The 24,092-nt window shown below is 73.1% G+C and carries 22 protein-coding genes; 8 read left to right on the forward strand and 14 right to left on the reverse strand.

Going from position 1 to position 24,092, the window contains the following annotated elements:
- Positions 1-46: 46 nt before the first annotated feature.
- The gene (locus N6H00_RS09400) at positions 47-1,255 is read left to right on the forward strand and encodes a type ISP restriction/modification enzyme (protein WP_268971134.1); all 1,209 of its coding nucleotides are present in this window, start codon (positions 47-49) and stop codon (positions 1,253-1,255) included.
- Positions 1,256-1,468: 213 nt separating this feature from the next.
- Here N6H00_RS09400 and N6H00_RS09405 read toward each other — a convergent pair whose 3' ends face one another.
- Both N6H00_RS09405 and N6H00_RS09410 read right to left on the reverse strand, forming a co-directional pair.
- Positions 1,469-1,732 carry a hypothetical protein gene (locus N6H00_RS09405; RefSeq protein ID WP_268971135.1) on the reverse strand — a complete coding sequence of 88 codons (264 nt, stop codon included), beginning with the start codon at positions 1,730-1,732 and terminating at the stop codon, positions 1,469-1,471.
- 260 nt (positions 1,733-1,992) lie between these two features.
- Positions 1,993-2,799 (reverse strand): SGNH/GDSL hydrolase family protein, encoded by an 807-nt coding sequence (locus tag N6H00_RS09410; RefSeq protein ID WP_268971136.1) that lies wholly within the window; start codon positions 2,797-2,799, stop codon positions 1,993-1,995.
- A gap of 382 nt (positions 2,800-3,181) precedes the next feature.
- Between N6H00_RS09410 and N6H00_RS09415 the strand changes: the two genes are divergently transcribed.
- A complete protein-coding gene (locus N6H00_RS09415; protein WP_268976888.1) occupies positions 3,182-4,294 on the forward strand; it encodes a DUF5925 domain-containing protein in 1,113 nt (370 codons plus the stop codon).
- Positions 4,295-4,368: 74 nt separating this feature from the next.
- Here the strand turns inward: N6H00_RS09415 and ddaH are convergent, their stop codons facing one another.
- Both ddaH and N6H00_RS09425 read right to left on the reverse strand, forming a co-directional pair.
- A complete protein-coding gene (gene ddaH / locus N6H00_RS09420) occupies positions 4,369-5,145 on the reverse strand; it encodes a dimethylargininase (RefSeq protein WP_268971138.1) in 777 nt (258 codons plus the stop codon).
- Between the two features lie 18 nt (positions 5,146-5,163).
- Positions 5,164-5,550, reverse strand: a complete 387-nt coding sequence (locus N6H00_RS09425) for a GntR family transcriptional regulator (RefSeq protein WP_268971139.1) — start codon at positions 5,548-5,550, stop codon at positions 5,164-5,166.
- A gap of 286 nt (positions 5,551-5,836) precedes the next feature.
- Here N6H00_RS09425 and N6H00_RS09430 point away from each other — a divergent pair, with 286 nt between their 5' ends.
- Both N6H00_RS09430 and N6H00_RS09435 read left to right on the forward strand, forming a co-directional pair.
- Positions 5,837-6,766, forward strand: coding sequence for a GNAT family N-acetyltransferase (locus tag N6H00_RS09430; RefSeq protein ID WP_268971140.1), 930 nt, complete (start codon positions 5,837-5,839; stop codon positions 6,764-6,766).
- 51 nt (positions 6,767-6,817) lie between these two features.
- Positions 6,818-8,302 (forward strand): fibronectin type III domain-containing protein, encoded by a 1,485-nt coding sequence (locus tag N6H00_RS09435; RefSeq protein ID WP_268971142.1) that lies wholly within the window; start codon positions 6,818-6,820, stop codon positions 8,300-8,302.
- Positions 8,303-8,337: 35 nt separating this feature from the next.
- On the opposite strand, the gene N6H00_RS09440 is transcribed toward N6H00_RS09435, so the two are convergent.
- The 3 genes from N6H00_RS09440 to N6H00_RS09450 form a co-directional block, all read right to left on the reverse strand.
- Complete coding sequence (locus tag N6H00_RS09440; RefSeq protein ID WP_268971143.1) at positions 8,338-9,519, reverse strand: methyltransferase domain-containing protein; 1,182 nt, start codon at positions 9,517-9,519, stop codon at positions 8,338-8,340.
- 59 nt (positions 9,520-9,578) lie between these two features.
- A complete protein-coding gene (locus N6H00_RS09445) occupies positions 9,579-10,328 on the reverse strand; it encodes an SAM-dependent methyltransferase (protein WP_268971144.1) in 750 nt (249 codons plus the stop codon).
- 305 nt (positions 10,329-10,633) lie between these two features.
- Positions 10,634-10,792, reverse strand: a complete 159-nt coding sequence (locus N6H00_RS09450; protein WP_268971146.1) for a hypothetical protein — start codon at positions 10,790-10,792, stop codon at positions 10,634-10,636.
- 154 nt (positions 10,793-10,946) lie between these two features.
- Here N6H00_RS09450 and N6H00_RS09455 point away from each other — a divergent pair, with 154 nt between their 5' ends.
- Positions 10,947-11,795, forward strand: a complete 849-nt coding sequence (locus tag N6H00_RS09455; RefSeq protein WP_268971147.1) for a helix-turn-helix domain-containing protein — start codon at positions 10,947-10,949, stop codon at positions 11,793-11,795.
- Positions 11,774-11,989 carry a DUF397 domain-containing protein gene (locus N6H00_RS09460; RefSeq protein WP_268971148.1) on the forward strand — a complete coding sequence of 72 codons (216 nt, stop codon included), beginning with the start codon at positions 11,774-11,776 and terminating at the stop codon, positions 11,987-11,989. Before N6H00_RS09455 ends, N6H00_RS09460 begins: the two co-directional genes overlap by 22 nt.
- Here N6H00_RS09460 and N6H00_RS09465 read toward each other — a convergent pair.
- On the reverse strand, positions 11,971-12,744 hold the full coding sequence (locus N6H00_RS09465) for a sulfite exporter TauE/SafE family protein (protein WP_268971149.1): 774 nt from the start codon (positions 12,742-12,744) through the stop codon (positions 11,971-11,973). The genes N6H00_RS09460 and N6H00_RS09465 overlap by 19 nt on opposite strands.
- A 48-nt stretch (positions 12,745-12,792) precedes the next feature.
- Entirely contained in the window at positions 12,793-13,374 is a 582-nt protein-coding gene (locus N6H00_RS09470) for a Uma2 family endonuclease (RefSeq protein WP_030833228.1), read from the reverse strand.
- A gap of 188 nt (positions 13,375-13,562) precedes the next feature.
- On the opposite strand from N6H00_RS09470, the gene N6H00_RS09475 reads away from it, so the two are divergent.
- A complete protein-coding gene (locus tag N6H00_RS09475) occupies positions 13,563-13,688 on the forward strand; it encodes a hypothetical protein (RefSeq protein WP_443072920.1) in 126 nt (41 codons plus the stop codon).
- Between the two features lie 20 nt (positions 13,689-13,708).
- Here N6H00_RS09475 and N6H00_RS09480 read toward each other — a convergent pair whose 3' ends face one another.
- The 5 genes from N6H00_RS09480 to N6H00_RS09500 all read right to left on the reverse strand — a co-directional run bounded on the left by N6H00_RS09480 (position 13,709) and on the right by N6H00_RS09500 (position 22,802).
- On the reverse strand, positions 13,709-14,929 hold the full coding sequence (locus tag N6H00_RS09480) for a type III PLP-dependent enzyme (protein ID WP_268971150.1): 1,221 nt from the start codon (positions 14,927-14,929) through the stop codon (positions 13,709-13,711).
- Entirely contained in the window at positions 14,926-16,830 is a 1,905-nt protein-coding gene (locus N6H00_RS09485; RefSeq protein WP_268971151.1) for an IucA/IucC family protein, read from the reverse strand. Before N6H00_RS09485 ends, N6H00_RS09480 begins: the two co-directional genes overlap by 4 nt.
- A 97-nt stretch (positions 16,831-16,927) precedes the next feature.
- Positions 16,928-19,135 carry an IucA/IucC family protein gene (locus tag N6H00_RS09490; RefSeq protein ID WP_268971152.1) on the reverse strand — a complete coding sequence of 736 codons (2,208 nt, stop codon included), beginning with the start codon at positions 19,133-19,135 and terminating at the stop codon, positions 16,928-16,930.
- Positions 19,132-20,412, reverse strand: a complete 1,281-nt coding sequence (locus N6H00_RS09495; protein ID WP_268971153.1) for an ATP-grasp domain-containing protein — start codon at positions 20,410-20,412, stop codon at positions 19,132-19,134. The genes N6H00_RS09490 and N6H00_RS09495 overlap by 4 nt, the downstream gene beginning before the upstream one ends.
- A 167-nt stretch (positions 20,413-20,579) precedes the next feature.
- Complete coding sequence (locus N6H00_RS09500; protein ID WP_268971154.1) at positions 20,580-22,802, reverse strand: carboxyl transferase domain-containing protein; 2,223 nt, start codon at positions 22,800-22,802, stop codon at positions 20,580-20,582.
- Positions 22,803-22,996: 194 nt separating this feature from the next.
- On the opposite strand from N6H00_RS09500, the gene N6H00_RS09505 reads away from it, so the two are divergent.
- A complete protein-coding gene (locus N6H00_RS09505) occupies positions 22,997-24,040 on the forward strand; it encodes a lytic polysaccharide monooxygenase (RefSeq protein ID WP_268971155.1) in 1,044 nt (347 codons plus the stop codon).
- The last annotated feature ends 52 nt before the right edge of the window (positions 24,041-24,092 follow it).

Below are 24,092 nucleotides of genomic sequence, written 5' to 3' on the forward strand. Positions count from 1 at the left end.
GTGACGGCGGGCACATGGCCTTGGGGGTGGGGGCCGCATCGATACCATGCCGGGCGTGGGAGAACGTGAGGCGCCGCTGCTGGGGGACCTGATGCCGTGGGCCGTGGGGCCGCTGCGGCTCGGGCGGGCCTGGGTCATGGGGCCGGACGCGGTCTCACTCAGAGCGCGCTGGGAGCGGCTGACGGGGGCCGAGGACGAGGCCGCGCGGGCCGCGCTGTTCCGGCCGACCCGCGCCCGTACGCTGCACAGCTCCGTACCGCAGCTGCCCGGCCAGACCACCTCCACCGCCCGGCTGGCGCGGGCGGACGGACCGTGCCCGCAACCGGTGCGGATCGCGCACGGGCCGTTCGACCAGCAGTGGCTGATACCGGATCACCGGCTGATCGACGCCGCCCGCCCCGAGCTGTGGCGGGTGGCCGACGACCGGCAGATCCATGTGGTCGAGGCCGCCGGGCCGGACCCGGACCCGGTGCTCAGCTTCTCGGCGCTGCTGCCGGACGGCCACTCCCCCGCGGGCCGCCCCGGCCGTATCCGTCCGCTCTACCGCCGCCCCGGCGGGCAGGAGCCCAATCTCGCTCCCGGGCTGCTCGCATACCTCACCACCCGGCTCGGCCGCGCGGTGAGCGCCGAGGACTTCCTGGCGTGGACCGCCGCCGTGGCGCGCGGCGCCCCGTGCGCCGTGCCGCTGACCGCCGACCCCGGGATGTGGGAGTCGGGCGTGGCGCTGGGCCGCCGTGTGCTGTGGCTCCACACGCGCGGGGCGCACAGTGGTGAACGCCCGCGCATGCCGGGTGGCCGACGCCCCTACGTCCGTGCCGCGCTTCCGGCGAGCGGGCTGCCGGACTCCCTGGACTACGACCCGGACGAGGAGGCCCTGCTGCTGGGTGAGGGCCGGATCTCGCCGGTGCCACGGGTCGCGTGGGAGTTCCGGGCGGGCGGGGTGCGCGTACTGGAGACGTGGTTCGAGCGGCGCACCGCCCGGCAGGAGCCGGGCACGCTGGAGGCGGTCGGCCCGGCGGACTGGCCGCCCGCGTGGACCTCGGAGCTGCTGGAGCTGATCACCGTGCTGGCGCTGCTCGCCGGGCTGCGCCCGGAGCTGCGGGCCGCCGCCGACCGGCTGGCGGACGGCCCCCTGATCGAGGCGGCGGAGCTACGGGAGGCGGGGGTGCTGCCGGTGCCCGGCACTGCGCGGCGCCCCGCGTCCGTACTGGACCATCACGAAGAGGGCCCGGAGGGTCAGTTCGCCCTTCTGTGAACGGACCCGCCCCGCTTCCACGAGGGGTACGGCCGCCTCCACGAAGAGTTCGGCCGCACCCACGCGGGGTACGGCCGAACGGACCTCTCGTCGGCATCCCACAGCGACAGCGGTATGGGGTGGATCACAGCACGGAACTCACCGGCTGGAGCGAACCGGATGACCCCGTGCCTGCCCGGGATGACGAACGAAGACGCCTACGGGCCGGCCGGGTCAGCCGTGGTTGCCGAACAGCGAACGACGCAGCCGGCGCAGTGGCGCGAACAGCGACACCCGCGCACCCCGGCTGTTCTTCGCGCGCGTGTGATCGTGCGCGATCAGCTCCTGCATCAGCACCGCGGCGCTCTCCGCCTCCCGCTGGGGGACGGCAGGGCCGCCCAGCACCGCGAGATGGCGGTCGAGGCGCGCGCTGGACGCACCGCTTCCGCATTTGATCGCAGGCACTCGTGGCCTGCTCCGTACCGTTATCTGCTCCATGACACTCCCCACCCGTACGAGGGCACCCGCCCCGGGCAGAGTAACCCTACCTCCCCGAGCCGTCACCCACGCATCCCAGGTTCCGGATTCACCACCACGTCAAGGGTGTTGACAATACCTTTCGCGCGCAAACACATTCTCGGCCCACCGCTCCATCCGTCCATCTGTCTACCCATCGCACCCCTTCACCAGGCTCGAACACGCCTGCGAGGAGACCCCGGCGGCCGGGGCCTCCTCCGTGCGGTGGTGGCGTGGCGCGATCAGGCGGCCGAACTGAAGACCGGGAGGTAGCCACCGGACTGACCGGCGGCGGTGGGGTGGTAGGACTCGTCGATGGGGATGGTGACGCTGTTCAGCCAAGCGCTGCCGGAGCAGATCTCATGCCCGGTGAAGGTCGTGGTGACGTCGCCGAAGCTGAAGCCGTGGTCGGCGGCGCGCTTGGCGGTGACGGAGTTGAGCACGTCGGCGCCGCTGTTGATCGCGGCGCGCTCGGTCTCGCTGAGACCCAGTACGCAGGAGCCGCTCAGCTTGTAGAAGCGCGGGTAGCCGAGGACGACGACATGGGCGGACGGGGCCTTGGCGCGGATGGCGTCGTAGACCTGGTCCAGCTTGGCGGGCAGGGTGTTCTGGACGAACGTCTTGGCGCTGTTGACCGCGTTGACGCAGGTGGACTCGGACTGGAGCACACAGGTGGTCATGATGTCGGCGAAGCCGGCGTCATTGCCGCCGATGGAGATGGAGACGAGACCGGTGCCGGAGTTCAGCGGACCGAGCTGATTGTTCAGCACATCGCCGGTCTTGGCGCCGGAGCAGGCCGTGAAGGCGAAGCTGGAGGGGGCGTGCGCGGCGGCCCAGAGCGCGGGGTACGCCTTGGTGCTGCGCTTACAGCTGCCGCTGGCGCTGTCGTAGCTGCCCGCGCCGACGCCGGATGAGTAGGAGTCACCCAGCGCCACATAGGCGGGGCCCGCGCTGTTCTCGTGGGCATGGGCGGCGCCGGCCCCGGTGAGGGCGAGGACGGCACCGACGACGAACGAAGCCACCGTCGCCGTGAGTCTGGACAGTTTCATTCGATCTCCCTAGCAGGATCACTGCTGTGCCGATATGAGGCGCGATGACCCGAAAAGGTGTCATCGCGTTCGTTCGAAACCGTCAGTCACGCCGCACGGGAGCGTTTCAGCGGAGTGACATGGCTATGTCATCCCGCTCAAGCGGCCTATCTATGCGAGTAGTTGGCAAAAATCTTTCGATACGCGGCCGATACCGCCACAGGGCGGCCAGTATCCGGACGAGTCACTCCGCGGGATGCGTGAACGCCCCCATTCCGGTGGGGTCCGTGGAACAGCTCGGTAAACGGCCGCAAACCCTGGTGCGCCCTCGCCCCCGGTCCTGGATCATGGGGGCGGGTGCGCTGACCGACGCACCGGCCCCCCCGTTCTCAGGAGGCAGACCCTGCCTACGACACCCGCCGAAAAGTCCCTCCCGATCCGGCTGAACGTCGATGACAGCGATTCGCCGTCGGATGTCGTCGACGCGCTCTTCCTGGGGCGCTTCGCGACCGGTGAGCAGCCGTACGCCCGCAGCCACTCCGTCGACCGGGTGAAGTCGGGTGCCACGCTGCTGCCGCCGTCCGCGACCGTGCTGCGGGCGGCCCGCGACGACGACCGCAGCGCGACACTCGCCGAGGGCGACGGCTGGACCCTGCTGATCTCCCGGTGGAACCGGGGCGCGGATGTGACCGTGACCGCCGTCGAGGACGCGCTGGCCGAGAAGGTGCTGCGGCAGGCGGTCGACGGCGCGGAGGACGAACCCGAGCCGCAGCCGGAGAACGTCTCGATGGGCTTCTGGTACGTCTCGCCGCGGCGCGGACCGCACCGCACCACGCGGCAGATCTCGGCCGGGACCTGGGAGGAGATCCGCGGCAACTACACGGCGCCGGTCGCCGAGGCCATGGACGGGCTGATGAAGGTCACCCCCGACGACATCGCCGGCCGGCTCCTGCTGCTGCACGGCCCGCCCGGCACCGGCAAGACCTCGGCGCTGCGCACCCTGGCCCGGTCCTGGCGGGACTGGTGCCAGGTGGACTGCGTCCTGGACCCGGAGCGGCTGTTCACGGACGTCGGCTATCTGATGGACATCGCGATCGGCGAGGACGACGGCACCGCCAAGGGGCGCTGGCGGCTGCTGCTCCTGGAGGACTGCGACGAGCTGATCCGCGGCGAGGCCAAGCACACCGCCGGGCAGGCGCTGTCCCGGCTGCTGAACCTGACGGACGGTCTGCTCGGCCAGGGGCGCAATGTGCTGGTCGGGGTGACCACCAACGAGGACCTGGAGCGGCTGCATCCGGCGGTCGTCCGCCCCGGCCGGTGCCTGGCCCGGATCGAGGTGGGCAAGCTGACGCGGGCGGAGGCGGTCAACTGGCTGGGCACGGAGACCGACGACCGGGAGGGCGTCGTCGGACGGGACGGGGCGACGCTCGCGGAGCTGTACGCGCTGCGCCGCGGCACCCGGCCCGCCTCGGTGCCGTCACAGTCGGGGGACGCGGACGCGGGGCTGTACCTGTGAGACGCGCGGGCCGGTGAGACAGGCGGGCCGGTGAGACGCGCGGGCGATGAGACGGGCTCGCCGGCGGGCCCGTCTCAGCCGTACAGCTCCCGCAGCCGTACGGACAGGCAGGTCACACAGCCCTCCATCTTCTCGAACTCGCTGATGTCCACCGGCACCGGCTCATAGCCGAGGTCGGCGAACAGCTCGGCGGTGCGCGGCGCGCTCCGCGCCATCAGCAGCTTGCCGCCGCCGAGCAGCACCACATGGGCGCCGGACTCCTCGGGCACGGGGAGGAAGCGCGGAAACGCCTCCGGGTCGTCGACCAGCGGCGGATAGCCGATGACGGTGCCGTCCGGCAGCGCGGTGACCGCCGACTTGAGGTGCAGCACCTTGCTGACCGGTACGGCCACCACCCGCGCGCCCAGCGGCTCCAGCGCGGCGCGCAGCTGGCGTACGCCGTCGCCGTTGGTGCGCCCGCCGCGTCCCACGTAGAGGGTGTCGCCGATCTTCAGCACGTCCCCGCCGTCCAGCGTCCCCGGCTCGCGGATGCGGTTCAGCGAGCAGCCGAGTCCGGTCACGGCCTCCTCCGCCGTCACGGTCTCGGGCCGGCGGGAGTCGGCGCCGGGGCGGGCGATCACCGCGACGTTCCGGTGGACGACCATGGTGTCCTCGACGAACACCCCGTCCGGGCAGTCGTCCAGCGGCGGCAGCTCCACCGTCTCCCAGCCGTGCGCACGCAGCGCCACGACGTAGACCTCCCACTGCCGCAGCGCCAGCGCCGCGTCGACCGGTGTGCGGTCGATATGGGTGACGAGCCCGTCGGCGAGGCGGGGACTGGGGCGTCGGACAAGGGCTTTACGGCTGGTCATGGCTCCAGGATGACAGGCTCAGGCGCCGTCCTGGTCACCGTAGGCGGCCCGCACGGCGTCCTCGACGGCGGCGAGCGCGGCCGCGCGGTCCAGGCCCAGGCGCCGCGCCCGCTGGGCGTACGTCCGGGCGGCCTCGGCGGCCTGGCGCCGGGCCGCGTCGCCCGCCGCCGCGATGAAGGAGCCGTGGCGGCCGCGGGTCTCGATCACACCGTCCGCCTCCAGCGCCCGGTACGCCTTGGCGACGGTGTTGGCCGCCAGCCCCAGCTCCTCGGCGAAGCCGCGTACGGTGGGGAGTTTGTAACCCACGGGGAGCGCGCCGGAGCGGGCCCGCTCGGCGATCTGCGCGCGGATCTGCTCGAAGGGGGCGGCCGCCGCGTCCGGGTCGACGGTGATCTGCAAGGCCACGTGGGGCTCCTGGGGCGTGCGTACGGTGTGGTGGTGTGTGGCCCCCATTGTCTGCCACGCCGAGGGCCCGCGCACCGCCGGTGATCCGGCGCATGAGCCAGCGGTGAGCTTGCGCAGGCGCCAGCGGTGATCCGACGCACGCGCCGCGGGTGGTCCGGCGTATGAGCCGCCGGGGGCCCGGCGTATGCGCCGCGGGTGATCCGGTCCCCATACCGTCGGTGATCTAGCCCACGAGCAGGGCGAATTGGGAGGCGGGCGGAGCTGACAGGCCGTAGCCTGCGAAACCATGACCCTGACTGTGCGCGATTTCCGTGCCGCCGACGCGGAGTCCGTCGCGGCAGCGCGTCGCTCCGCCTTCCCCTATCTGGTGACCACCCCGCGGACGGTGGTCTGGGCGGTGGAGAGCGCGCCCGTGGCACGGCACTACCGGCTGCTGGTCGCCGAGGCCGACGGGGAGGTGGTGGGCGCGTCCGAGGTGGGCGTCTTCCACGACAGCGACGAGCCCGGCCTGGCCTTCGCCAATACGACGGTGAGCACGCGGGCGCGCGGCCGGGGCGCCGGCTCGGCGCTGGTGACCGCCGCCGAGGAGTACCTGGCCGGACTGGGCACCGCGAAGGTCTTCGCCTGGACGCTGGACGAGCCGCACGCGGTGACGTTCGCCGAACGCCGTGGCTACCGCCGTGGCCGCGCCTCCCGCGTCCAGCGGCTGGACCTGACGGCGGCCGCGCTGCCGCCGCTGGACGCGGACGGCCTGCCGGACGGCGTGGAGCTGCGCACGGCGGCGGACTTCGCGGACGATCCGCGCCCGCTGTACGAGGCGGACGTCGAGTGCACACGGGACGAGCCGGGAGATGTGGCGACGACCCGGCCCCCGTACGCCGAGTGGCTGGCCGCCACCTGGGAACACCCGGCGCTCGACCGCGAGCTGACCTCGGTGGCCGTGGTGGACGGCGCCGTGGCGTCCTACAGCGTCGCCCACACCGACGGCCGGGGCCGCTACTGGTCCGGCATGACCGGCACCCTCCGCGCCTTCCGCGGCCGCGGCCTGGCCAAGCTCGCCAAGAACGACTCCCTGCACCGCGCCCGGTCGGCGGGCTGCCGGGAGGCGTTCACCGGCAACGACGGCGACAACGAGCCGATGCTGGCGATCAACAAGTGGTTCGGCTACGAACCGGCGCACATGGAGTGGCGCTACGTCCGGGAGCTGGCGGCGTAACGCCGTCAGCCGCCCTTTTCCTGTCAACCCCCCACTGACCAAGGGACATCGATGTCTGCCATGACCCCATCCGTCCACCCGCCCAGACGCACTCTGCTCGGCACCCTCCTGGCCGTCGCCCTCACGGCGGCGGTACCCCTCCTCCCGAACGGCACGGCCTGGGCGAACGACAGCGCCTCCGCCGACACGCTCAAGGTGATGGTCGTCGGCGACTCGATGACCCAGGGCCACGAGGGCGACTACACCTGGCGCTACCGCCTGTGGCAGTGGTTCCACGAGCAGCACGTGGCCGTGGACTTCGTCGGCCCCTACACCGGTACGACGTCACCCGACGCACCGGCCGCTCCCCAGCCGCCCCGGCTCCAGGGCGAGCCGGAGCCCGCCCCGGCCCCGCCCAGGACCGACGGCGGCTACGCCAAGGACGCGGAGGCGTTCGACAGCGACCACTTCGCGGTGTGGGGCCGGCAGGCCGCCCAGGACAAGGCGCTGATCAAGGAGCAGGTGGCGAAGTACCAGCCGGATCTGCTGCTGGTGGGCCTGGGCTTCAACGACATGGGCTGGTTCGTCAGCGACGCCCAGGGCACCCTGGAGAGCGTGAAGACGCTGGTCGACGAGGCCCGCGCCGCCAAGTCCGACGTCAAGTTCGCCCTGGCCAACGTGCCGCAGCGGGCGAAGATCGAGGGCCGGGACGACCTGATCGCCAACACCGACACCTACAACCGGCTGCTCGCCGAGGCGATCCCGGCCTGGCACACCGCCACGTCCCCCGTGAAGCTGGTCGACTGGCAGGGCGACTACGACTGCGCGCCCGAGAGTTGCCCCGCCGGCTATGACGGCCTGCACCCCAACGCCCTCGGCGAGTACCAGATAGCCCACGCCTTCGAGACCACCCTGCACACCGAATACCACCTCGGCACCGACGTCCCGGACGTCCCCGGCACCGTCGCGCCCCGCCCCACCTCGACACCGGCCGACGTCAAGGCCACCTCGGCGGACAGCGGCATCGTCGTCACCTGGGACCCGGTCTACGGCGCCTTCGGCTACGACGTCCGCGCCCGGCTCGTCGGCTCCGCCGACTGGGGCGGCGCACACCACGTCACCGCCAACCGCTACGACACCACCTGGACGACCGAGGGCCAGACCTACGAGTACCAGGTCCGCACCGACAGCGGCGAAACGCTGAAGTCGGAGTGGTCGGAGGTCGTCAGCGCGACCGCCCACCCGAAGACAGCCCCCGGCCCCGCCGACATCGCCACCCGTCCCACCGCCACCGGCGTCGACGTGACCTGGAACCCCCCGACCGGCCCGTACACCGACACCATCGACCGCTACGAGGTCCTCACCTACGATCTCGACACCCCCGGCGCGTTCCCCGGCAGCGTCGGCACCCGGGACACGTCCATCCACGTGGACGGCCTGACGCCCGGCCACCGCTACGCGGTCTCCGTGGCCACCTGGAACGCGGCCGGCGGCGGTATCCCCAGCGGCGGCCCCCAGGTCGTCATCGGCGCGGACGCCGCGTCGGCGGCAAGCTGACCGTCCGATAAACGCGCTGTCGCGCGGTCACGGCACTAGCCCAGCGGCGTCAGGCGGTCGGGGCCCTCCGGGTCGTACGCGATGGCGTCGCCGGGCTCGTGCCAGTGGACGGTGAAGCGGTGGCCCGCCCGGTAGGCCTCCAGGCCCGCGCGGCAGTACGCCACCATGTCGTCCGGCAGCGCGTCCAGCGGGAACCAGCCCAGCTCCGAGCACTTCTCCGGCTCCCGGTTGACCGGCTCCCGCCCGCCCTCCCCCGGATCTCCCAGCTCCGCCTCGAAGAACCACCCCGTACGGGGCGCCCCCGTCGGCGCCTTGTGCTGCATCACGAGGACGACCCGCACCTCGTCCGGGGTGAGGGTGAGGCCGATCTCCTCCGCCGTCTCGCGGAGGAGTGCGGCACGGACGTCCTCCCCGTCCTCGACATGGCCGGACGGGGCGTGCAGCAGCCCGTCCGCGTAGCCCGTGTTGGCGCGGCGGGCGAGGAGGACCTCGCCGCCGCGGCGCAGGATCAGATGGACGTCGACGATCTCGGTGTGGCGCCGGGCGGGCGCGAGGTCGGCCACCAGGACATACCGCTCGTCGTGCACCACCCGCCCCCACAGCGCCGCGTCCGGCCCGAGCTGCTCGACCGACAGCCGCTCGGCCAACGGCCCGACCAGCCCGGACAGCTCGGCGGCGGACAGACCGACGGGGCCGGACCGCTCAGCGACGGACAGGCCCACAGGATCGGACCGCTCGGCGACGGACAGGCCCACCGAGTCGGACTCACCCCAGCGGCCCTCGATCAGCACCAGCCGCCCGCCCGGCCGCAACAGCCGCGCCCAACGGCCCAGCACCGCCCGCTGATCGGGCAGCAGCCACAGCAGATGCCGGACCAGCACCACATCGAAGCTCCGCTCCGGCACGGGCGGCTCCGCCGCGTCCCCGACGAGCACGGTGGCGCCCGTCCCCGCGAGCTTCTCCCGGGCCAGCCCGGCCATCCGGGACGAGCGGTCGACCCCCGTCACCCGGTGCCCCGCCTCGGCCGCGAGCAGGGCGAGGCTTCCGGTGCCGCACCCGAGGTCGAGCACATCGCCGGGCCGCTCGGGCAGCCACCCACGCAGCCGGGCGGCCCACGCCTCCCGGACGGCCGGGTCACGCAGTCCGTGATCCGGCTCGTCGTCGAAGTCCCCGGCGGCGGCGTCCCAGTAGGCGGTGGTCGAGCTGTCGTCACGCATAGCGCGATGGTCGCATCCGCCACCGACAACGCCTCCCTTTCTCACCGTGGGGCGGCTTCTTACCGTGGGACGGGCCGCAGCACGAGGGTGACGAAGCCCAGCGTGCCGCGATAGCCGTTGAGCCAGCCGGTGCGGTGCTCGGCGGCGGCCTCCAGCACATCGGCGCTCACCGGGTCCTCGGGGTGGTCCAGCGCCCACTGGGCGGTGGCTCCGCTCCAGGCCCACTCGAAGTCGTTCCACTCCTCCGGCGTGCTCACATGGCCGTGGACCGGCACCCAGCCGTCGGCGACGACGCGGTCAACGGTGGTGGCCAGGTCGTCGTAGTCGTCCGGGGCGACTTCCAGGACGTCAAGGGTGGCCGTATCGGGGGGCCGCTCCCAAAAGCCCTCGCCCACGATGACGCGCCCGCCGGGGGCCAGATGCGCACGGGCCGCCGCGAGAGTGGGCAGCAGACCGCCGAAGGCGTGGGTGGCGCCGACACTTAGGACGACGTCGAAGGGGGCGGACGCGGTGTAGGCCGAGGCGTCCTGCCGGTGGAGGACGAGCCGGTCGCCGGCTCCCATACGCGCCGCCGCCTCGCGGGCCCGCGCGAAGCCGGCGTCCACGACGTCGACTCCCTCGGCCGTCACCCCCGGACGCCCGGCGAGGGCCCGCAACAGCCACTCCCCCTCCCCGCAGCCGAGGTCCAGAACACGCTCATCGCCCCGGGCCAGGGCACGGTCGAGGAGTTTCGCCACGGAGGCGTCACTGAGCGGGCCGACTATGGGGTGGGCGGCGCGGGCAGGGCGAGCAAACGATTGACGATCCATCCGAGGGATCCTGGCATGCGCCCCGCCCCGGGGCATCCGTATTTCCTTGCCATGGCGGCGCCTTTGACGGGCGGAACGTCAGAGGTCGCCCTCCCGTTCGTGGACCTCGCGGGCTCGGGCCACGGCCTCGGCCGCCGCATGGCCCGCGCCCCGAGGTCGATGACCCGTGGCCGCCGTCGACGGCCCGCCCCTTGCGTCGTCGATCGCCGCCAGGACGTCCGATGCGCTCAGGCGGGCACCGGCCTCGGCTTCGGCACGAGCCGCAACCTCGGCAAGCGTGGGCCCGTGGGCATGCCGCAGCTGCTTCACAGGTCCGCCCGGTCGCGGTGGCGCGGGCAGCGGCAGGGCGGGAACTGGCTCGACCGCAGGGGTGCGAGCTTGTCCTTGACCACGACGACCACCTTGGCGACTTCCTGCGTGACGACCGCGCCGTCCGGCGAGACGCGGTAGACGCGCATCGTCATCCGTGGAGGGGCGGGTTCGCTGTGTGGGAACACGTTGACCTGTCTTTCCGGTCGGCCAATTACGTTGAGTGCCCACAGCGTTGCGCTCCGGCACGTAGGCTGGAAAGAGGCGATACGTCCCAGCCAAGATCGCGGGACGAAAGGGGATGGACCGATGACGTTCCAGCCACGCGAACTGTTTCCCGACCGCTCCGCACGTGACCTCTTCGGCGCGGAGATCCGCCGCCACCGCGAGAAGGCGGACATGTCGCTGCGGCGGCTGTCAGAGGTGCTGAACTACAGCAAATCGCACCTGGCCCGGATCGAGGCAGCGGAGTCCCTGCCGTACGACGACCTTCCGGCCAAGCTGGACGCGTGCTTTGGGACGGACGGCATGTTCGCGCGAATCTATGCGCTGGCGAAGAACGAGCCGTATCCGTCGAAGTTGCGCCGTGTGGTGGAAGTTGAGAAGCGCGCGGTCGCCATCGAGCAATACGCGTGCGCAACCATCCCTGGCCTGCTCCAGACTCCCGAACTCGCGAAGGCATCGCTACGCATCGGCAACCGGTTCGCTCCCGAGGCGGAGATCGAGGCGTGGACGAAGGCCCGCATCGCTCGACAGGCGCGGTTGGCCGAACCACGGCCACCGCACTGTTGGTTCATCGTGGACGAGGCGGCATTGCGCCGCGCGGCGGGCGGACCTGACGTGATGCGCCGCCAGATGGCGTCCCTCCTTGAGCGCGGGACGCAGCCCTACGTAACCATTCAGGTCCTGCCGTTCAGGGCGGGCCAGCACGTGGAGGCGGGCGGTTCCTTGCTGCTCTACACGCTGCCGAACGAGCCACTGCTGGCCTATGAAGAAGGCAGCCGCTTCGGGACTTTCATCGAGGACCGGGACCGAGTTGCGGAGCGCCGGAAGAACTACGATCTGCTCAGGGCAATGGCCCTCTCGCCCCTCGACTCCGAGGCGGTGATCCGAGCCGTGATGAAGGACTGGACCTCATGGGAACCGCCCCAGACCTGAGAACCGCTTCGTGGCACAAGAGCAGCTACAGCAGTAACGGGGGCGGCGAATGCGTGGAGGTCGCCGACAACCTCCCCGGCATCGTCCCCGTCCGCGACTCCAAGAATCCCGACGGGCCCGTCCTCATATTCCCGAACGACTCCTGGAGCACCTTCATAGCGAGCCTGAAGAGTCCTCACCGCAGCAGCAGCTGAAGTCCGCCCAGCACCGTGGCCGCGATCACCAGGCGCTCGAAGAGCTTCTGGTTGATCCGGTCCACGCACGCCTTGCCGATGAACGCACCGGGCAGGACGAAGAGCGCCAGCAGCGCGTCCAGCGACAGGGAGCGGGCGTCGATCAGGCCGAGGCCGACGCTGAAGGGCACCTTGGCCACGTTCACGATCAGGAAGAACCAGGCCGAGGTGCCCAGGAAACCCAGCTTCCGGAAGCCGGCGGAGAGCAGGTAGAGCGACATGACCGGGCCGCCCGCGTTGGCCACCATCGTCGTGAAGCCGCCGAGGACACCGTACGAACCGGCCTTGAGCCGTGCGCCCGCCCCGTCCGTGTCCGGGGCCGCCGGGACCGCCGGGGTCTCCGCACGTGCCGCCGTGCGCCGTCGCCACAGCGTGACGCCCGCCATCAGCAGCAGGATCGCCCCGATCGACGTCCGTACCGCCGCGTCCCCGGCCCACAGCAGGAACACCGTCCCCACCACGACCCCGGCCGCGACCGCCGGGAACAGCCGCCCCAGGGTCCCCCAGTGTGCGTGCCGCCGATAGGTGCTCACGGCGAGCACATCACCCACGATCAGCAGGGGCAGCAGCACACCGGTCGACTCCCGGGCCGGAAGCACCGCCGCGAAGATCGCGAGGCTGACGGTGTTGGCGCCGCTGACGGCGGTTTTCGAGAAGCCGACGAGTATGGCCGCCGCCGCGAGCGCGGCGAACTCCCAGAGGGTAACGGTGTACATGCCACGGAATGATGGCAGGCCGCCGCGTACCCGCCGCAGCCAGGGATCTCAGCGCACCCAGCCCATGAGCGGCTCGGTGTCGAGCGTGACGCCGACCGGCGCGGGCAGCGTGAGGGGCTTACCGAACGGCACGGTCTTGGTGCACTCGTAGCGGACGCCGTCGGGCTCGCTGAACACGGTGACCTCACCGGCCTCCCGGTCGACCAGCAGGTAGACCGGAATGCCCGTCTCGGCGTAGGCCCGTGGCTTCTCCACCCGATCCCTGCGGTCGGTGTCGGAGTCGTAGGAGGTGACCTCCACGACCATCAGGACGGAGTCGGCATCGGCCCACTCCCCCTGGCCGACGAACGCGTCACTGTGGGCCAGCGTCCCGTCGGGGCGCGCATGGCCATTGCGGTACGTCTCGACTTTGAGGCCCTGGTCGTGCAGCCACAGTTCGGGATGGGCCTGGATGCAGATCCGCGCCAGCCACTGAATGATCCGCCCGTGATCGCCGTCCGGCACCGGCGTGACCCCGATCTTCCCGTTGATGAACTCCCACCGCACTCCCTCCGCCACGCGGGCCGCCAGCCGCGCGTACTCCTCGAACTCCTCCGGCAGCATCTGCGGACGATCGTGGGTCGCGGTCATGACCGAGAGCCTCCTTCGGGTGCGGTGCGCTCTCAGCGTAGTCGTTCTCAGTGGCCACCACCTGTGAGACCGAGGCGCACGCATGGTGACAGGACGAACTCGGGACGGGCTGCCGGAGCTGGTGGACTGGTTCGAGGAGGAGTACGGGCCGATCGCCGAGGACGGAACTCCGCCTCGCGTACGAGACGATGGAGCTGCCCGCCGACGACGATCAGCGCCTGGTGGTGCACATCCCCGCCGACGACGCCTCGGCCGCCGCCCTGGACCGACTGACGGGCCGCTGCTCCGGCGCGCTGCGTGCGGTGTCCGGCTGAGGCCCGTCCGCCGGGCAGGCTCATTCGTCCAGGTAGTGGAAGCCCGGATGCGGATGCATCAGGAAGTCGTGGTGCGAGATGTTCCAGGCGTACGCACCGGCCATCGCGAAGGCGACGCGGTCCCCCGCCCGTAGCTCCGCGACCGGGACGCGGCGGGCCAGGACGTCCTTGGGGGTGCACAGCTGGCCGACCAGCGTGACCGGCTCCTCCCGTACGGCCGGGCGCGCCCAGGGTCGGGGCCAGGTGTCCACGGGGAGCACCTGGAAGGGCTGGTCGTGCTGTTTGGTCGCGGGGGTGCGCAGGTGGTGGGTGCCGCCGCGCAGCACCGCGAACGCCTCACCCCCGCTGTGCTTGAGGTCCAGCACTTCGGTGACGTACCAGCCGCAGTGGACGGTCAGCGCCCGGCCGGGCTCGATCCGCAGGGTGAGGCCGGGGTGGCGCAGGGCGAGGTCCGCCATGCCCTTGCCGTAGGCGGCCCAGTCGAAGCGGCGGTCGGGGTGGTCGTAGTCCACCCCCATCCCGCCGCCGACGTTCACCTCGGTGAGCGCCAGACCGTGGCGCTCGGACAGCTTCCGCGTCCAGTCGGCGATCACGGCGGCCACCGCGACCTGGGCGGGGGCGTCGAGGCCGCTGGCGAGATGGGCGTGGATGCCGCGCAGGCGGAGGGGGCCCGCGCGGGTGAACAGGGGCAGGCAGTGCTCCACGGCCTCGGGGTCGAGGCCGAAGGGGCTGGGGCGGCCGCCCATGGCGAGCGCCGCGCCGCCCAGCTCGTCACCGGGCACCGGGAGGTTGACGCGCAGCAGGACGTCCACGTCCCCGGCCCCCGTGTCCCCGGCCCTCACGTTCCCGGCTCGCGCGTCTTCCGCCGCCCTGGCCAGCAGCCGCAGCTCCTGTTCGCTCTCCACATGGAACCGCTCCACGCCCAGCGTCAGCGCCCGGCGCAGCTCGCCCTCGGTCTTGCCCGGTCCGCCGAAGGCCAGCGGCATCCCGGGCACGGCCGCGCGGACATGCTCCACCTCACCGCCGGAGGCGACCTCGTAGCCGGTGACGTGGGGCGCGAGCGCCCGGAGGACGGGCGGGGCCGGATTGGCCTTCGCGGCGTAGTAGAGCTCCAGGCCCGGCGGCAGCGCGTCGCGTACGGCGCGTGCGTGGGCGCGGAGCGCGGCCAGGTCGTAGACGTAGGCGGGGAGGTCGTCGCTGGTCAGCGCCGTGGCGAGGGTGTGGACGGGGGTGGTGATCAACGGCTGCTCCCGGGGTGGATGGCATGGGCCGCCTCGGCCACGTGGGTCGACTCCGACACCTGGGTCGTGTTCGACACGTGAGTCGTCTTCGAGGCGTGGGTCGACTCCGACGCATGGGGTGTCTCCGACGCATGGGGTGTCTCCGACACATGCGCCGCCTCCGACACGTGCGCCGCCTCGGACAGCAGGGCGGAGGCGAGCGGGCTGGCGATACGGACATAGCCCGCGTGGCGGTCGGCCTGACGGGCCCAGCGGGTGAGCAGGTTGGCCTTGGCGGGCAGCGGCACACCCGCCACGAGGGCGCGCAGCGCGGGCGGGTGATCGTGGGCCGCGGAGCGCTCGCACAGCACCCGGCGGACCGCCGACCACAGCGCGGGCTCCAGACGCGGACAGCGGTCGGCGAGGGCGGCCACCATCTCGGCGACATGGTTGACCAGCAGGCAGTACACCACCCGGTCCCAGCCGCGCTCCCGCTCGTACGTCAGCGGGCGGGCCACGGCCTCGGGCAGCGCCGCGAGCGCGGCGGTGTGCTGCTCGGGCACCAGCTTGGTGCCCTCCAGGTCGCGGAAGAGGACCTGCCGGGGGGTGCCGTCGGCGGGGTCCACGCCGATCACGACGTTCTGGAGATGGGGTTCGAGCACCACGCCGTGGTCGAAGTAGGCGGCCAGCACGGGCGGTACGAGAAGGTCCAGATACGCCTGCCACCAGGCGGCGAGCCGGTCGGGACCGGCGCCGGGGAGGAGCCGGGAGATCTGGGCGCCGCTGGTCGGGTACTCATCGGCGACGGCCGCCGCGAGCACCGCGGTCAGCCCCGGCCGCAGCCGGGCGGCCAGCCCCTCGCGGACGATCACCCCGAAGCCCTCGGTCAGCTGCTGCTCACCGCCGAGGTCAAGGCTCCGGTACGCGGGTTCGCGCAGCAGCTCGCAGCCGGGGAAGCGGGCGGCGAGGTCGGCGGCGACCGGTTCCAGCAGCCGGGTCAGGGCGACGGCGCCGGACAGCTCGTAGTCGGCGTTCTTGCGCAGGCAGTTGGTGATCCGCACGTTCAGGCTGAACTTGAGGAAGTCCCGGCCGTCGTACAGCGTCCGGACCGACGCGGTCGGCGCGAAGTCCCGGCCGCCGGGCCCGAGGTCCAGCACATCGCCACGGCCGATCGCCGCCCGCAGCAGATGGTGCTCGCTCAGCATGGCGTACTGCCAGGGGTGCGCGGGCAGCAGGCGGTAGCCCTCGGGGACCTGGCGCTGCCGGTCCAGCGCGGCGAGGGCCCCGGGGCGCGCGGACTCCTCGCGGACGTATGCGTGGCGTACGGCGAGGTGGCGCAGCGGGAAGCGCGCCCCGGCCTCGGGGGCGAACCGCGACCAGGAGTCGGCGCTGCCGGTGCGGGCCTTGGGGGTGGGGTGGAAGCGGTGGCCGAAGAGCAGGGACTGCTCGGAGGCGAGATAGGCGAGATGGGCGCGCTGGGTGTCATGGGCGCTGTCGGCGGCGGGTGGGGTGTCCCGGTCCCGGTTCCGGTCCCGCTCCTCCGCCGTCTCCAGGGCCGCCGTCATGCCCGCGTGGCTGGAGGTGACCTGGTCCAGGAACTCGTCGTTGTGCACACCCGTGCGCAGCTGGAGCTCCCGGTGGATGCGCTCGGCGAGTTCGCGCCAGGACATCTCGGTCCAGGTGCCGTCGCGCTGTTCGCTGACCGGCCCGGTGAAGCGGTGCGCCCCGATGAGGGAGGTGCGCCGCAGCCGGACGCGCAGCAGCGCCCCGCAGCGCGGCAGCCTCAGCCGAAGCCACCCGTCGGCCACGGCGGTCTGGTGCTCCGGCCCCGAGACCTCACGGAGCAGACAGTTGAGGAGGGTGTGGGCGGTCACGTGGTCGGCGGAGGCCACGGCCGCGGCGGGCGAGGAGGTCATGGGCATGAGGCGGCTCCAGCGGGGGCGGAGGAGGGTGCGGAGGGAGGTGCGGGGTGGAGGGTGGGAGAGGTACGGAGAAGGTGGGCCGGTCGGGGCGCGCCGGTCATCTGCCGCTTCCCCGCAGCAGATAGTTGGGCCCGGTGACGTAGTGCTTGTTGATGTCCGCGGCGCCCGAGTGCTCCTTGGTGAACAGGGTGCCGGCGGTGACCATCGCCTTGACCGGCAGCCGCGCCGCCTCCAGCACCCGCGCCCGCAGCAGGGCGGCGGACGTCCCGGGCCGGGTGGCGGCGAGCCGGTCGACGGCCTCGGTGAGCCGGTCACGCAGCCGCCGCAACAGGGTGTCGAGCGGGGCCCGGCCAAGGCGGGCGAGTTCGAAGACGAGGGCGGCGGCGCACAGATGGACGGTGATGGTGGTGAACACATCGGCCACCGGGCCGTCGCCGGGCGTCAGGATTCTGCGGTCGTCGAAGCCGCACAGGTCGGCGGCGGGTCCGCCGCCGATCACGGCGGCGAGCCGTACCGCGTGGACGCGGGGGCCGTCGTGGTCCTTGATGAGCAGCCGCAGCCGGGGCACCGCACACCCCTCCTCGAAGACCAGCGAGGTGTTCTGCTGGTGGGACTCCAGCGCGATGCCGTACCCGAAGAGGGTGGTGTGGAAGTCGAACAGCAGCGTGAAGTAGTCGTCGAGCAGGGCGAGGACGTCACCGCCGTAGTGGCGCTCGGCGAGCCCGTCGATGACGAGCGTGCCGTCCGGGGCGGGGGCGAGCAGCCCGGCCAGCGGCACGATCGTGGCGTTCTCCAGACCGGGCGGGTAGCGGCGCACGAGCGTGGCCAGCAGCTCGTGCCCGGCGTGCAGATGGGTGGTCTCGTCGGCGAGCAGCACGGTGGCGCGGAACCTCGGCTCGCGCTCGATCACGGCTTCCACGAGCCGCTGGGCCACTTCACCGTCGGTGAGGGTGCCGGGTTTGATGGACCGCCGGTTGCGTTGCCCCAGCGTGGAGGTGGTGAGCGGCAGCTTGAGGTGGACGAGGGGGTCGTCGGCGACGGCCACGGTCCGCATGGAGAGGGTGGGCCGTACGTCCAGCAGACCACGGTCGGCGAGCCGGGCGGCACCCTCCAGCCCGGCCGTGCGCAGCGCGGTCTCCAGCGGGCGGCCGACGGTGAGCGGATGCACCGGGAAGGTCAGCCACCCGTCGGCCGTCCCCTTCCCCGGTCCGAGATCGAGCCCGAGATCGAGCCCCAGCTCACCGGGTGTCGGCCACCAGACGGGCAGCCGTGCCAGGTCCCCGCTGACCGCCTCGCGGGGGAGGACGAGCCAGCGCAGCGGGAAGGTGGGGTGGAACTCGGGGGCGTGGGCGCGTAATTGGTCCTCGGTGAAGACGGCCCGGCCCCGGCTGGTCGGGTAGACCGGGTGGTCCCGGAAGGCGGCGAGCGTGTCATACGCCACCGCCCCGGACATCCCCGTCCACCGCTCACCGTGGCGCGCGGCCAGGTCGGCGACGACAGCGGGCCGGACGCGGGTGTGCAGCCGCATGGCGTCGAGGGCCTGGTGGCATTCGGTGACGAAGACGTCGTACAGCGCGCGGTCGTCGACCGGAACGGCCGCCCGCAGCCGCCCGAGGACGGCGTCGAGGCCGGTGAGCGGTGCGGTGCGGACGGGATGGTCGACGGGACTGCCCCCAGCTCCGGGCCCGGCGGCGGCGCCGGGGGCGCCGGAACTGCCGGGGACGACGGGAACGCCGGGGACACCGGAAGTGCCAGGGGCGCTGGGGACACGGGGGACGCCGAGCGACCCGGATTCACCCGAGACGCCGAGCGGCCCAAGCCCGGCCGGGGCGCCCGGCGCCCGGGGAACGCGACCTCCGGGAGCGCGGTTCCCGGGCCCGGCGGCCGGGCCGGGCCCGGCCGAGGGGGCGGCGTCCCCGGCGCCGCCCCCAACCGCGGCACCCGACGCCCTGCCCGCGCCCGCACAGCCCACGGCCGCGCCACCCGCACCCGCGCCCACACCACCCACAGTCGCGCCACTCGCACCCGCGCCCCCCACAGTCGCGTCTCGCGAGGGGGCGGGTACCAGTCGGGGCGGGCGGCGGGCGCGGATGGCGCACTGGAAGCCCTCGGGTTCCACCGGCAGCAGCACGCTCTCGCCCCCCTCCAGCGCGATGCGCAGCCAGTCGCCGTCGGCGCGCCGCACCGTACGGGCGCGGCTGCGCAGCTTGTAGGCATCCTCTCGGAGGAGCGTGTCGAGCACCCGTCCGAGAAGCTCCCGCTCCTCTTCCGCTGTTTCCGCTGTTTCCGCTGTTTCCGCTGTCACACGATCTCCCATCGGTGGGCCGCGAGGAACTCCGCCACCGCCGCGTCGATCCGCCCCTGGTCGGTGCCGGTGGCCCGGAGCACGCCGAGGAAGTCGCGGTTGGTGCGGTGGAGCGGGTGTTCCTCGCCGATTCCGCGCAGCGGCCGGTAGTCCAGCCGTACGCCGTCGCGTTCGGTCACACTCGCCGGAGGGGCGGACGCGAGCCGTCCGGCCCGGTCGGCCATGACGTACTCCATGCGGACCCGGCCGTCGGTCCGTGCGCCGAGGTCGTCCGGCAGCGGCTCGCCCAGGTGCGTACGGAGGATGTACTCGAACAGGGGGATGTCGAGGAGCTCGGCGAGGACGAGGTCGCACTGGTCGCCTATGGCACGGTAGTTGACCTCTATGAGGCGCGCCCGGTCGCCCTGGACGACGTACTCGGTGTGGCACACGCCGAACCCGACACCGAGCGCCCGTAGTTGGGCCAGCACCTGGTCGGTGTGCGGCTGCGGGGGCGGGGCGGGCAGCAGGTGCAGCCGTTCCTCGATGAAGTGCGGGGGTGGCGACAGCTCGGTGCGGAAGGCGCCCAGGACATGCAGGGTGCGGCCGTCGCCGAGCGTTTCCAGGGTGCGTAGTTCGCCCTCGAGGAACTCCTCGATCACCAGCGCGGCCCCGGGCCGCCGGGCGCGGATCTCCCGGCAGCGCCGGATCAGTTGGTCCGCGTCGGCGACGAGGACGACGTCCTCGCTGGCGACGCCCTCGCGTGGTTTGACCACACAGGGGTAGGGCGCGTCGAGTCCGGCGAGGGTGGCGGGGTCCTGCCCGGTGGCGAGTTCGGCGGACCAGACGGGGTCGGCGGCGTCCGGGCCGGCGGCGGCGAGGGCGCGGCGCAGTTCGGCCTTGTTCTTCGTGCGCAGCGCGGCGCGCCAGTCCTTGCCGGGGAGGCCGAAGTACGCGGCGGCGAGGGCGGCCTGGGTCTGGAGGTGGTCGCTGTTGGTGAAGACGGCGTGGGGACGGCCCTCGGCGGCGATACGGCTGATGACCTCGGCGAAGTCCCGCACCTCACAGGGGACGACATCGAGCGCGGGGAACGGGGCGCGCCGCCGTCCGTAGGCACGTTCATGGGCGTCGGGCTGGTCGGTGAGGAGGGTGACCGCCAGGCCGAGCCGGGCCGCCGCGGGGAGGAAGCCCTCGGTGACGGAGTCGGTGGGGTTGAGGGCGAGGAGGTGGAGCCGAGGCGGCCCCGAGGCAGGGGAGGAGGACGGCCGGGACGCCGCGTCGAGATCATTCTCGTTCACGGCCCGAGATTAGGTTAGGCATGCCTAATCTTGCTAATTCGACGGCCCGGTCCGCCCGTTTGGCCCTGATTAGCCGTCAACGATCGTCACCACTCCGCATCGCCCCTCCGCATCGGCCCTCCGCGTCGGCCCTCCGCGTCACCCCCCGGCGTCGACGAGGTGGTCCGTCAACGGGGTAGCCCGATGCCGCGCTGGCGGACGCGGCGCGCGGTGAGCCGCTCGTCCGGGTCCTGGGCGCGCAGCGCGGCGAGTTCGTCGCCCAGGAGACGGCCGAGGCGGCCGAGGAAGGCGTCGGCGGTGCGGGAAGCGTCAGGGGTCCGGGCGGTGTCCCCGTCCGCCTCCCGGTCCGCCTCCCCGTCCTCCTCCACGATCCGGTCGACGATGCCCTGGGCGAGGAGGTCGGCGGAGCGTACGCCCTGGCGGGCGGCGACCTCGTACGCCCGCTCCGTGGTGCGGTGGAGGATCGCGGAGGCGCCCTCCGGCGGCAGCGGCGACAGCCAGGCGTGGCGCGCCGCGACGACCCGGTCGGCGGGCAGCAGCGCGAGCGCGGCGCCACCGGCGCCCTGGCCGAGCAGCAGGCAGAGGGTGGGCGCGGGCAGGGTCACCATGTCGGCGAGGCACCGTGCTATCTCCCCGGCGAGCCCGCCCTCCTCGGCCTCGCGGCTGAGCGCGGCGCCCGCGGTGTCGATGACGGTGAGCAGCGGCAGCCCGAGCTCGGCGGCGATCCGCATCCCGCGCCGCGCGGTCCGCAACCCCGCCGGCCCCAGCGCCTGCCCCTCCCCCGGCCCGTCGGCCGTGTCGCCCTTACGGGCACTGCGCCGGTTGTGGCCGAGGACGACGCAGGGCGTCCCCCCGACGCGGGCGAGCGCCAGCAACAAGCCGGGATCGTGCTCGCCGGCCCCCGTGCCGCTGAGCGAGCTCACATCCTCGGCGGCGACCCGCAGCAGATCCCGCAGACCGGGCCGTTCGGCCCGCCGCGACGCCCGGATCGACTCCTCGGCGGACGGCACCGCCGCCCCCACCTCCGCGTCGTCGGGTGCCCCGCCGCCCCCTCCCGCCCCGGCGAAGGCAGTGGCCCCGGCCTGATCGTGCTCGGCCCCCACGCCCCCGCCGCCCCCGGCCGCCTCCGGTGTGGTGGCACGCGCGACCGACGCGCCAGCCCCGGCCGCGACATCCCCACGCCGACCGCCCGCTCCCGCCCCGGGCAGAGCGCCGGAGGGCGGGACCGGCGTCGGGGCTGCCGACCCCGCCTCCACGGCATCGGCACCACCCGCGTCCCGCTCGGCGCCGCGCCCACCAGGCACCACGTGCCCGTGAACGGCCGACGAGGACCCGGCCTGCGGATCCCACCGGCCCGCGCCACCACCGAACGCCTCCGCCTCACCACTATCGGCGCCACGAGCGACCGTCGGGCCGCAGCCGGCCGCGACATCCCCACGTCGCCCCGGCGTCCCACCAGGCGCGTCACCCGGTGTGCCGGGCGCGGACCCGGTGGAGGCCCCGCCTGCGTCCCTCGGCTGGTCGGGGGCGAGTGCCGCACCCGCCGTGGGGGCGGGCCCGGACGCGGTGTCCGCACCTGGCCCGAGCGCCTCCGCCTCCGGCCCGGCGCCGGAGGCGGAGGCGGAGGGCGGGGGCGCCCCGGTCTCCGGACCCGTGGCGGGGCCGGCCGCGGCGTCGCCCGCGCAGAGAACCCTCAGCACGCGTGCCGCCACGCCCGGCAGGCGGCTCAGCGGGAGGACCGCGTCGATCAGGCCGTGGCGCATCAGGTTCTCGGCGTTCTGCACACCGGGCGGGAACTCCTCCCCGTACAGGGCCTCGTGCACCCGCGGGCCCATGAAGCCGATGAGGGCGCCCGGCTCGGCGGCGGTGACGTGGCCGAGGGAGCCCCAGGAGGCGAGGACGCCGCCGGTCGTGGGGTGGCGGAGGTGCACGAGGTACGGCAGGCCCGCCGCCTTGTGGTCCGTGATCGCCGCGGCCACCTTCACCATCTGGAGGAACGCGACCGTACCCTCCTGCATCCGGGTCCCGCCCGACGCCGGTGCCGCCAGCAGCGGCAGTCGCTCCGCCGTGGCCCGCTCCACGGCCCGTACCAGCCGCTCCCCCGCGGCGACGCCTATCGAACCGGCCAGGAAGCGGAACTCGCAGGCGACCAGCGCCACCCGGCGCCCCTCGATACGCCCCTCACCGGTGATGACCGACTCGTCCAGCCCGGTGCGCTCCCGGGCCCGCTCCAGGTCGGCCCGGTAGTCGGGGTCCTCCGTGGTGATCTCCACCGGCTCGTCCCAGCCGTACCAGCTGCCGGGGTCGACGACGGCCTCGATCAGCTCACGGGCCGAGGCGCGGGAGAGGCGGGAGGCGCGGGAGACGCGGGGTGAGTTCGTTCCGGTCATGTGTGTCACCTTTCCACGCTGCCGAGCCTGCGCAACCATCGGCGATCACCTTGAGTACCCCCGGGACCGGCCCAGGACCGGCCCAGTCTCAGCTCCGCCTGAGCTGCTCCTTAACGGCGCCATAAGTGCGGTGGACCGGCCGGTGGGCGGGGCTAGCGTGCTCCGCGTCACCCCCACCGAAGGAGTCCCCGACGATGACCGCTCGTGCTACCGCTCGCCGCAGAACCGCCCGCATCGCCGTGCTCGGGACGGTGCCGCTCGCCCTCATCGCGCTGAGCGCCGACCCGGCCTCCGCGCACGGTTCGATGACGGACCCGGTCAGCCGGGTGTCGGCATGCTTCGCGGAGGGGCCGGAGAGCCCGGACTCGGCGGCCTGCAAGGCGGCCGTCGCGGCAGGCGGCACCCAGGCGCTCTACGACTGGAACGAGGTCAACATCCCGGACGCCGCCGGGCGCCACAAGGAGATCATCCCGGACGGGAAACTGTGCAGCGCGGGCCGCGACAAGTACCAGGGCCTGGACCTGCCGCGCGCCGACTGGCCCGCCACCGCCATGACGGCCGGTGAGCACACCTTCAGCTACCGGGCCACCGCGCCCCACCGGGGCAGCTTCGAGCTGTACATCACCAAGGACGGCTACGACCCGACGAAGCCGTTGACCTGGGCCGACCTGGAGGCGGAGCCGTTCGCCAAGGTCACCGACCCCACGTTGCGGAACGGCAGTTACGTCTTCACGGGGAAGGTGCCCGACAAGTCGGGCCGCCATCTGATCTACAGCATCTGGCAGCGTTCGGACAGCCCGGAGGCGTTCTACACCTGCTCGGACGTGACGTTCGGCGGAGACGCGGCCGGGACGGGGACGAACTCCGCACCCGCCGCCGTCGCGCCCGATGACACGCAGATAGCGGAGGGCGCCGAGAAGTCGACGGTCGACCACCACGGGCACGGCGGTGACGGCGGCGCCGAGGCCACCCAGCAGCCGAAGACGGCGGACGAGAGCGCGGAGGGGACGGACACCAAGGCCAAGAGTGCCGAGGCCAAGAGCGCCGAGGCCATGGCCGCGAGCACCGGCCCGCGACAGGACGGGAGCGCCGCCGACGGGCAGCGGCTCGCCGAGACCGGGGGCGACGGCTCCACCACCCCCATGGCCCTCGGCGGCGCCGCGGTCCTCGCCACCGGCGCGGCCGTGCTGTTCGCCGTCGGCAACCGCCGCAAGGCCGTACGCCGCGGCCGCGGCTGAGGCTGTCGCCGGCGCCGAGGCGCCAACGCCGAAACGGAGCCGATGAAGCGGA

Source organism: Streptomyces sp. S465 (genome assembly GCF_026898115.1).
GTDB classification, from domain to species: Bacteria; Actinomycetota; Actinomycetes; order Streptomycetales; family Streptomycetaceae; genus Streptomyces; species Streptomyces luomodiensis.